The organism is Synechocystis sp. FACHB-908 (assembly GCF_014698595.1).
Lineage (GTDB): Bacteria > Cyanobacteriota > Cyanobacteriia > Cyanobacteriales > Microcystaceae > Synechocystis.
Genome location: NZ_JACJTH010000002.1, coordinates 1 through 8,189 on the forward strand (window position 1 = coordinate 1; position 8,189 = coordinate 8,189).

Consider the following 8,189-nt stretch of genomic DNA (forward strand, 5'->3'; position numbering starts at 1 on the left):
CCGTGGAAGCAGGTAGTCCTGTTGCAGTCAGTGGCACCACGACTGGTGTTGAAGATGGTCAAGTCGTCACTGTCACCATTGATGGCAATACCTACACCGCCACCGTTACTGGTTCCGAGGTTAGCGTAAATTTTCATAATTAGCTGTACAACATCCCCTTCCATTGGAATTGTCCGTATCGCCCTTGCTTAGCTCGATCAAAAGCTTCTGTGAGTGCCGGATCATCTAGTTCCTGAATTAGTCGCTTCATTTCGTCAAGTTCTGTGCTAGCTTCATCTATACGTATTCCCCGTAATTTAGGCAATAATTTTTGACCAAACTGATCTGCAATAGCTTGACGACGTATTTGCAGATCTTGCTCCGCACCGGGATAATTCACGACATATTTGGCGATCGCCTGATAAACTCGATGGGCGAAGGGATGTCCCAACTTTTCCATAATGGCATTGGCACGATCAACAAAGTCTTTGATTTCAATAACCATAGGAGAATCGGGATCAGGTTCTTTAGTCCACTTTACAAATTCATTCCAAGGTAAATAATTTTCTGCTTTTTCATACTTGATTTTTCTTCCCCGTAATTTCAATTCATTTGGACGACCAAAAGTTAAGACATTGGCTCGGTCTAACACTTTATCGGATAAGGATTGAGTGGTTTCATCTTCATTCATGGTGCCAATAAACAGGAATTCTTCGGGAATCAGAATATCTCGTTGTTTCTCAGGAAGTTTTAAACTACCTACGTCCAATGATAAATAGGTTGGCTTACTACGTCGTGTTTCGAGTTTAGAAAGGAAATCACTAAAATAATACTCAACCCGAGCTAGATTCATCTCATCAAGTAGCACCATGATGATTCTGCCATGCATTTTTCTATCCTGCTGATATTGATAGAGATAATGCATTAATTGAGTTGGCTTATACTTTTTTTCAATATAATTATAAAAACCCTGTAAATCTTGGGGAGAATCCCAACGGGGTTGTACCGGCAACATGACGAGTGGAGCACCAATGAAATCCGCATATTTTTGGGGTAATTCACTTTTTCCTGTACCGCTAATTCCGGCTAAAATTACTAATGCCGAAATATCTTGTACTTTTAGAGAAGTATGAAAGGCTTTAACGATACGTTCATGAAAGTCTAAGCCCTTTACTTTTAGGGAATTACTAAACTGGTTAAGGAAATCATCTTCGTTAATACCTTGCCTTTGAACCGGAATTAAATCCTTGATGGGCTCTTCTAAAGTCTGTAATGCTACTCGAGCACTATCCTCAAGATCTGATATTTCTTGTTTGAGTTCACGAATTCTTTGTTCTAATTCGCTCACATTATTCTTTTTGCGGTTGATCTCAGCATCCTTACGGGCGATGTCATTAATAAGATTATCTTTGATAATTTCATGTTGCTCTATTTCTCGCTGAATATCTCGCAACAAATCTTCCGCTATGCGACGCTTGGCTTTTAAATCGGCAATTTCAGCCCTCAGGCGATCACTCTCTTGCGCTCTTCCCTCCAACTCTTTAATTTCTGCTAAGATACGGTCTTTTTCTGCCCCCAATCTGATCACTTCAGCATAAAGATGTTCTTTCTGGGATTCATAGGTCTGCTTTTCTCGCTCTAAAGCATCATAGGTGTTGCGTAATAACTCCAATTCCACAGCCTGACGGTTAAGATCTTTTAGTTTTACTTGTCCCTGCTGAATTTGTTCAGAAATTTCTTTTATTTCTATTTCCCGTTTTAAATATAAAGCCTCTTTTTCTTCAAGGCCAGCTTTTTTTTGTTCCATTTCAGCAATCTTACTTTTATAGGCAAATAACTCACCTTCTAGCTGCTTAATAATACTTTGTAATCGAGAAATTTCTTTCTGACGGATCTCTAAATTCTCCAGAGTTGGATTGGCTTTATTAATTTCGGCAACACGACTCTCTAAATTTTGTTGTACCGCTTGTAAATTTTTAATTTCGGCTTCGATGCTATCCCGCTTTGCCTGCCGAATCTCTAACTCCCCAGCAATTTTTTCTGATTGGCTCCGGCGTTCTTCTAATCGAGTGATATCTTTATCAATTATTTTTTTCTGTTCTTGTAACTCAGAAAGCGTATTGTTAATTTTTGTTTTGCTAAGCTCCTGTTCTGCTAAGAGCAAAATTTCCCTTTCTTTTTTTGTCGCTAAACTTGCTGTTGCCGCCCCGCTGACTCCTGCGGTAAATCCCATTATTCCAGATTGAAGCGGTTGAATTTTTGCGGCTATTCCTACTAATGCGACAATTATCCCTGCTGCAAGAGGAATAACGTTCGTCAAGGTAGGCGATGACAATTGCCGGGGGCTGTCCATAATTTAAAAAATTGTTGCTATACAAGGGAACACGAACAATAAAGCAAAAAAGTATGGTTTATTTACCTAAAATAAATCGATAATAGGGTAAAAGTAAATGACCATCTATTACTTCACTGCTTTTGGACGTAATTGCATCCTTTTTTGTTTAATATAGAATCGTATTATTTTAATCAAAAAAACAATCCAAGCAATTCAGTAAAGGCAAAGAACAGTAATTAAGAACTAGGACGATCCTAAGCGTAGATTTTTACTCTATGTTTGGATGTTAGTGCAGAAACAAAATAATGATTCCTAACTTTTCTAAAACTGTAATAAATCTAAACGTTTACGCAATGACTAAAATTCATTTATAAGGATAAACCTTGCTTTTAGCTTCTTTCTATTGGTTTTTCTCTATTTTTAATCTCCACTAACCCCTACTTATTCCTTCTCCGCCAGTCCCAGGGCCGCTCTGCATCCCCATTAGCCCAAACCCCAGCTTTATTGGAAATCGCCTCCTGCTCCAGGAATTCATACTGTTCTGCATTCTCAGGGCATGACCTCTTATGGCCTTCATAGTAGTGGGCCATACCTGCCAAAACCATTTCCCCATTAACTCCCACCTCAAGTCCTGGCGTGTCAGTCATTGCAAAAACTTCCACCACACTGCGCCCATATTGGTCTTTTTCGGCACCCATCAGAATGATTTCCCGATTATCCGTCAGCATTCCCCGGAGATAATCACGGGATTCAATGCCCCCGGCTTGCTTAATTTCTGGGGCATCAATACAGGCGATCCTCACCTTAATTTCCTCGTTAGTAACATCCGCCACTGCCCGAAAGGTATCTCCATCATGCACAGACCCAGGCTTAACCCGCCAAGTTTTATCAGGAGTTCGGTTCTGGGTGACCATGGCATTAGAGGCCATCTCCTGCATTTGCTCCTGACTGCAAGCAGTAATCATGGTGGTGCATAGAGATAGGATTAGCCAAATATTTTTGCCCATAGTGTTACTGAATAAAATCTGGCAATTATAAACGTCCAAGCTGTAATTGATGCAAAAAATAAAGCAAAAAGTAATGCCATAAATCGGTAACAAAAAGAGCATTGACAAAAAGAGAGGGACATATAAAATAGCCCCACTCAATGACACTCATTGCAATTATGAAATACAAAATACTTTCCAGTCTAGCGTTGGTGACGCTGGGCATAACGGCGATCGCCCCAATGGTCAATGCAGGCATGGCAAAGGACAACTACACCGGCAAAATTTACTCCACTGGTCATGCTCCCCGTGATGACGTTTATGTCTATTATTTGGATGCTCCATTGACCAAAAAAGTCTCTGCTAATGAATGCGGTATTGTGCAAATTTCCCTTGGCTCAATACCCCATACTGGTTCAACAGAAGTAACGTTGATAGGGGTGGGGCCAGCAACGGTGAGCTCCTTTCCTTTAATGGCTAAAGCAGATGCACCAAAATGTTCCAATGGTGTGGCGACCAACATTCCTGCGGAGGGAAAAGCACGATATGTTCCCAATGCGGAAACGGGTAATCAATCTTTAGTGTGGACGGGGCAAACCCCTTTCACCCAGTACGACATCACGTTTCCCATACCAAAGGAAAGAAAGCTGAAATCCAATGCTTGCGGTGTTGCCACCATATCATCCAGTAGTTCTTATCCTTCCACCGGAACCTTTCGCATGGGAGCGAGCCCAACTGTTCATAACTTTGCCACGGTGACTGGAGTTAATGCACCTCCTGGTTGCAAAAACAATACGTTGCTTTTGCCTGTTGGTTTTCCCAACTAAGGTTGGGGTAGATAATCAATTGGCAAAGATAAGAGAAGGACAGGGTAAAGGTTAGATATAAGCAAACCAATTATTCAGCGTCCTGACCACCGAGCACCAGCAATTTAACCGTTATCACTTGACTCCTCAGCCGTGACCATTCCCGAAAAGTTGCGGCTTTTTGACGATCATAGGCAGAGATTTGGTTAAGGTAACGTTCACTGTCTCCTTCCCCAAAGCGGTAGGAAACCTTGGCAATTTCGAGGCGTTGCTTGTCCCGTTTGGCAATTTCCTGCTCAATTTGAAAATTACGGGCAATTTCTTCCAATTTAAGGGCTTCAAATACTACCTGTTCCCGGAGCTTTTGGGTCAGCTCAGCTTTATTGCGTTGCAGTTCAGCAATTTTGATTTGAATATCACCAATGGCGATCGCCCGTTGTTGCTGGGAATCGTTGGCGGCGTAGTCTGACCAATTGAATAAAGCCCCCAAACCCTGACCGAGAAAGGCAGATAGGGTATTACCAAGGATGAGGCGAAAGGGATTATTGACCGGCGGTTCCACCCCATTACTAACGGGCCCCAGGGTGGAGTAGAGAAAGGTTTGGATGAAAGGGGAAAAATTACCAATGGCAATGGAATCCAAGTTTTTGCGTCGGGCTTCGTCCACTGCATTTTGGGCTTCGTCAATTTTTTCCTGGAGGTCTGCCAGTAATCGAGAATTTTGCACAGCGACATTTTGCAGTTGATTAATGCAATCTTCCGTGGTGACGGAGCAGGGCAATTCCCCCAACATTTGTTGCCAAACGTCCTCGCTAATTTTGTTGTCCACCAACTCATCCAGTTCGGGGGCCAGGAAAGGATTAGATTGTCCCTGGGGGTCTTCCATCAACTCCGGGGTATCGTCCTCTTCCGGTTCCCGCAGTTCTGGTTCTTCAATCTCGGCACTAGGGATTTGGGTTAGTAGTGTCGAGGTAGAGGGTAACGGCCAGCTTACCGTCGGTTTGGCGGTCAAACTTAATGCGGCGAATAGTGCCAGAGTAAGGACTTTTGATTTGAACAATGCCATTGAGCTTTTCCTCCACAGCGGATAATTGCTCCCGGAGCTGGGCCAACTTGAACTCCCGGTCTAATTTTTGATTGGCCACATTAATGGCCACCTGATTTTCTTCCTCCGCTCGGCGGGAAATGGTGATGCGGTGGTTATATTCCGCCAGTTCTCGGTTTTCCTTGGCCGCCCGTAACCTGGACTGGGCCTGTTCCAATTCCCCCCGGGCAATGCTGACCTTACTTTGCAGATCAGTTAACTCTTTGCGGCGGTCTGCTTCCACCTGGAAATATTCCGCTTGGAAAAATTTATACTCCGCTTCCTTACCCTCCAATGCCGTCCTGACCTGGCGTAACTTTTCCGTTTCGTGGGTCAACATCTCCGGCGGCAAACCCTTCAAACCATTGACCGCATCTAGTTTGCGTTGCTGTAACTCAAAAGCCCGGTGGGCCGCTTCCACATCAGCTAGGGAACGTTCTACCTTGGCCTTGGCAGAAATGAAGGGGTCAGCCTCGATCGCCGTGGCGAGATTCCGTTGGGCCTGGGCTAGCTTAATTTCCGCTAATTGAATGGCGGTTTCTTCCACGGTGTAGGAAACGGGGGGCAATTCCCGCAAAGCTGGGGCCGGTTGTAGGGTGGGCACCAATTGACCTTCCACATTGGCGATCGCCAGGAGGCGTTCCCGTTGATCCCGTTCTAGTCGGGAGCGTTCCGCTTCTTTGTCCGATAGCACCTGACCGCGGTTAACCGTATCCCCTTCCCGCACCTTCAGTTCCGTGGGGTCACCTAGGGTGAGATTAATTTTGAGCCGGTTGGGAGTAGTGAGGGAAGAATTATTGCTAGGGGTATTAGTAGTGTTGGTTTGGGCATGGAGGCCGCCAAAGACCACAGTGCCGAGGATTACCGCCAACAGTAAAGCCCGCCAATTCATAGCATTTTGTCCTCCCTAAGAACTAAAAAAGCGAGGAGCAGACAAGTGGCAATGGTTTGCATACCAACTAAAGAAAGAATAATCAAAGAACCAATCATGGTGTATTCCTTTGGTAAAAGGGGACAATGTTAACTTTATTGGCATTTTTGCCAAAGCGTACCAATGATTCCAGGGGATTCAAATTGGCGATCGCCTCCTCGGAAAACCTAAAGGTGCGGGCAGTTAGGGGTAACTCGGAAGAATCAACCGGCAGAATCAGCTTAGTGAACGTATTGGTTAGCACATCCTTGGAAATATGGCGGGAAGACTGGGAAGCCACCCACAGGCCCAGCCCATACTTTCTGCCGTCCGCCGCAATTCTGTCCAACGCTTTGGAATGGCCCAACTCCTTAGCTTCATCAATGAACAAAACCGTCCTGAGAGTCGATTCCCCTAGTAAACGGTGGTGACTCATCAACTGGGACGCTAAAGCATCCCCGGCGATCGCCTGCAATTGGGGGGGAAGTTTGGCAAGATTCCAACGGGTTAACCTTTCATAGGGGGGCTGGGTTTTGTTGAAAATGCCGTACTCAAACATGGTGGATAGCTTTAGTCTCAGCTTTTCCGCTTCCTTGTCTTCCTCGGCCATTTCCTCCAGCAAAGCTTCCAAGTCAGAAAAGTTAGGGGGTACTTTCAACCAACTCTGGGGGGATTCCTGGGAGATGCCCCGACGGAAATAGCAATGTTTGAACGCATCTAGTAGTTTGCCCTGTTGATTACTGCCCAACCGTAGGGTTTTGGCGAATAGCATGGCCAGCTCAATGGCCCGCAGATTGGGGCCGCCCCCTTCCTGGTCGAGGTTAATTACTAGGGGATTAATGCCAGAGTTGCTGGTCATATTGATGTGGTAAACCTTTTCCCCCGGTAGCTCCTGGTCGCCATGGAAATCAATGATGGCCACCTCCACCAACTTGCTCACCTCCCAGGCGATCGCCTTCAGGGTTTGGGTTTTACCGGCCCCGGAACCGCCAATGATGCACCCATGGGGATTGGCCACGGTGGCGGGGTTCCAATAAATCTGCTCACCGATTAACACTCCCTCCCGGTTGACTACTGGAAAATTACTAGGGGTTTGGGTATGGGCTAAACGGTTAACTAGGGGTCTAGGTTTTGGATTGGAGGCAAACATAATCAGGTATCAGGTTTCAGGGAACAGTTATCAAGGGTCAGCGGTGGTTAAGGTAAATGGCATGGACTATCAACAGGGCGGCAAAGCATTGGATTCCCAGGAGATAAAGGAGAATGGTCATCGTTTTTCAATGGTTTTGATAGTTACCGACCCCCTAACGTATTGGTCTTGGAGAAGTTGGATCGCCGTTTCGATGGGGGCATGGTCGAGGGTGACAAATCCTCCGGCATTGCGGATGGGGGCAAAGGCAAAGGCGGACTGTTCCAGGCGGAGCATAGTGGGGTCATCAATGGTGAGCTGGCCACTGATAAAAGTCATGGGGTTGATGTAACCCTCCAGGCGATCGGGCGGTTCATCGTCGAGGTAAATGGTTTCGGTATGGATCACGGCGGGTTCCCCCTCCCGGCCCCGAATGCGATTAACAATGATGGTGCTGTCCGCTTCGGTGCCCACTTTCACCACCTGGTCATCCCGCAGAACCAAAAAGCCTTGGCCATTGGTGGCAATTACCGGGGCCTCTTCCTTTATCGGCGCACGGTTCCCCGCCCACACCCCTTCATATTCGGCGTAGATAATTTCGTTGCCCCCCTTGCGGTTGTACAATTCCACCACCCCACTGGGAGCGGCAATCAGGGCATTGAAGTTTTTCACCAAACCGCCGGTGTTATTGAGTTGGAAAGTCCAAACGGCGATCGCCACTACGAAGACCATCAGCCAATATTCGGCGGCACTGCCAGTAGAGATTCTTAAGTTGCGATTACCGGGGCAAACACAGCGCACCCCCAACGGGTAAAACATTTCCACCCCGGATTTGGTGAAGCAGTCCAAGAACCAACCGGCGAAGTAACCGATATTCAGGGCATGGACAATTACTAGGGGAATGACTGGCATGGCAAACCAAAGGGCATAACTGACCAGGGCTAGGGTGAAACTGGCCAA

7 protein-coding genes are annotated in these 8,189 nt (G+C 46.0%); 1 reads left to right on the plus strand and 6 read right to left on the minus strand.

Going from position 1 to position 8,189, the window contains the following annotated elements; all coding sequences use genetic code 11:
• Positions 1-139: 139 nt before the first annotated feature.
• Positions 140-2,299 (minus strand): AAA family ATPase, encoded by a 2,160-nt coding sequence (locus tag H6G46_RS00040; RefSeq protein WP_223211256.1) that lies wholly within the window; start codon positions 2,297-2,299, stop codon positions 140-142.
• Positions 2,300-2,751: 452 nt separating this feature from the next.
• A complete protein-coding gene (locus H6G46_RS00045; RefSeq protein WP_223211255.1) occupies positions 2,752-3,423 on the minus strand; it encodes a thermonuclease family protein in 672 nt (223 codons plus the stop codon).
• A gap of 56 nt (positions 3,424-3,479) precedes the next feature.
• Between H6G46_RS00045 and H6G46_RS00050 the strand changes: the two genes are divergently transcribed.
• Positions 3,480-4,127 carry a hypothetical protein gene (locus H6G46_RS00050; RefSeq protein WP_223211254.1) on the plus strand — a complete coding sequence of 216 codons (648 nt, stop codon included), beginning with the start codon at positions 3,480-3,482 and terminating at the stop codon, positions 4,125-4,127.
• 70 nt (positions 4,128-4,197) lie between these two features.
• Here the strand turns inward: H6G46_RS00050 and H6G46_RS00055 are convergent, their stop codons facing one another.
• The 4 genes from H6G46_RS00055 to H6G46_RS00070 all read right to left on the minus strand — a co-directional run.
• The gene (locus H6G46_RS00055) at positions 4,198-5,118 is read right to left on the minus strand and encodes a hypothetical protein (protein WP_223211253.1); all 921 of its coding nucleotides are present in this window, start codon (positions 5,116-5,118) and stop codon (positions 4,198-4,200) included.
• Positions 5,051-6,082: a hypothetical protein gene (locus H6G46_RS00060; protein WP_011153827.1), complete on the minus strand. Its 1,032-nt coding sequence runs from the start codon at positions 6,080-6,082 to the stop codon at positions 5,051-5,053. Before H6G46_RS00060 ends, H6G46_RS00055 begins: the two co-directional genes overlap by 68 nt.
• 94 nt (positions 6,083-6,176) lie before the next feature.
• Positions 6,177-7,250 carry a DUF87 domain-containing protein gene (locus H6G46_RS00065; RefSeq protein ID WP_011153826.1) on the minus strand — a complete coding sequence of 358 codons (1,074 nt, stop codon included), beginning with the start codon at positions 7,248-7,250 and terminating at the stop codon, positions 6,177-6,179.
• Positions 7,251-7,367: 117 nt separating this feature from the next.
• On the minus strand, positions 7,368-8,189 hold an 822-nt coding region (locus H6G46_RS00070; RefSeq protein ID WP_190759814.1), incomplete at its 5' end, for a metal-dependent hydrolase.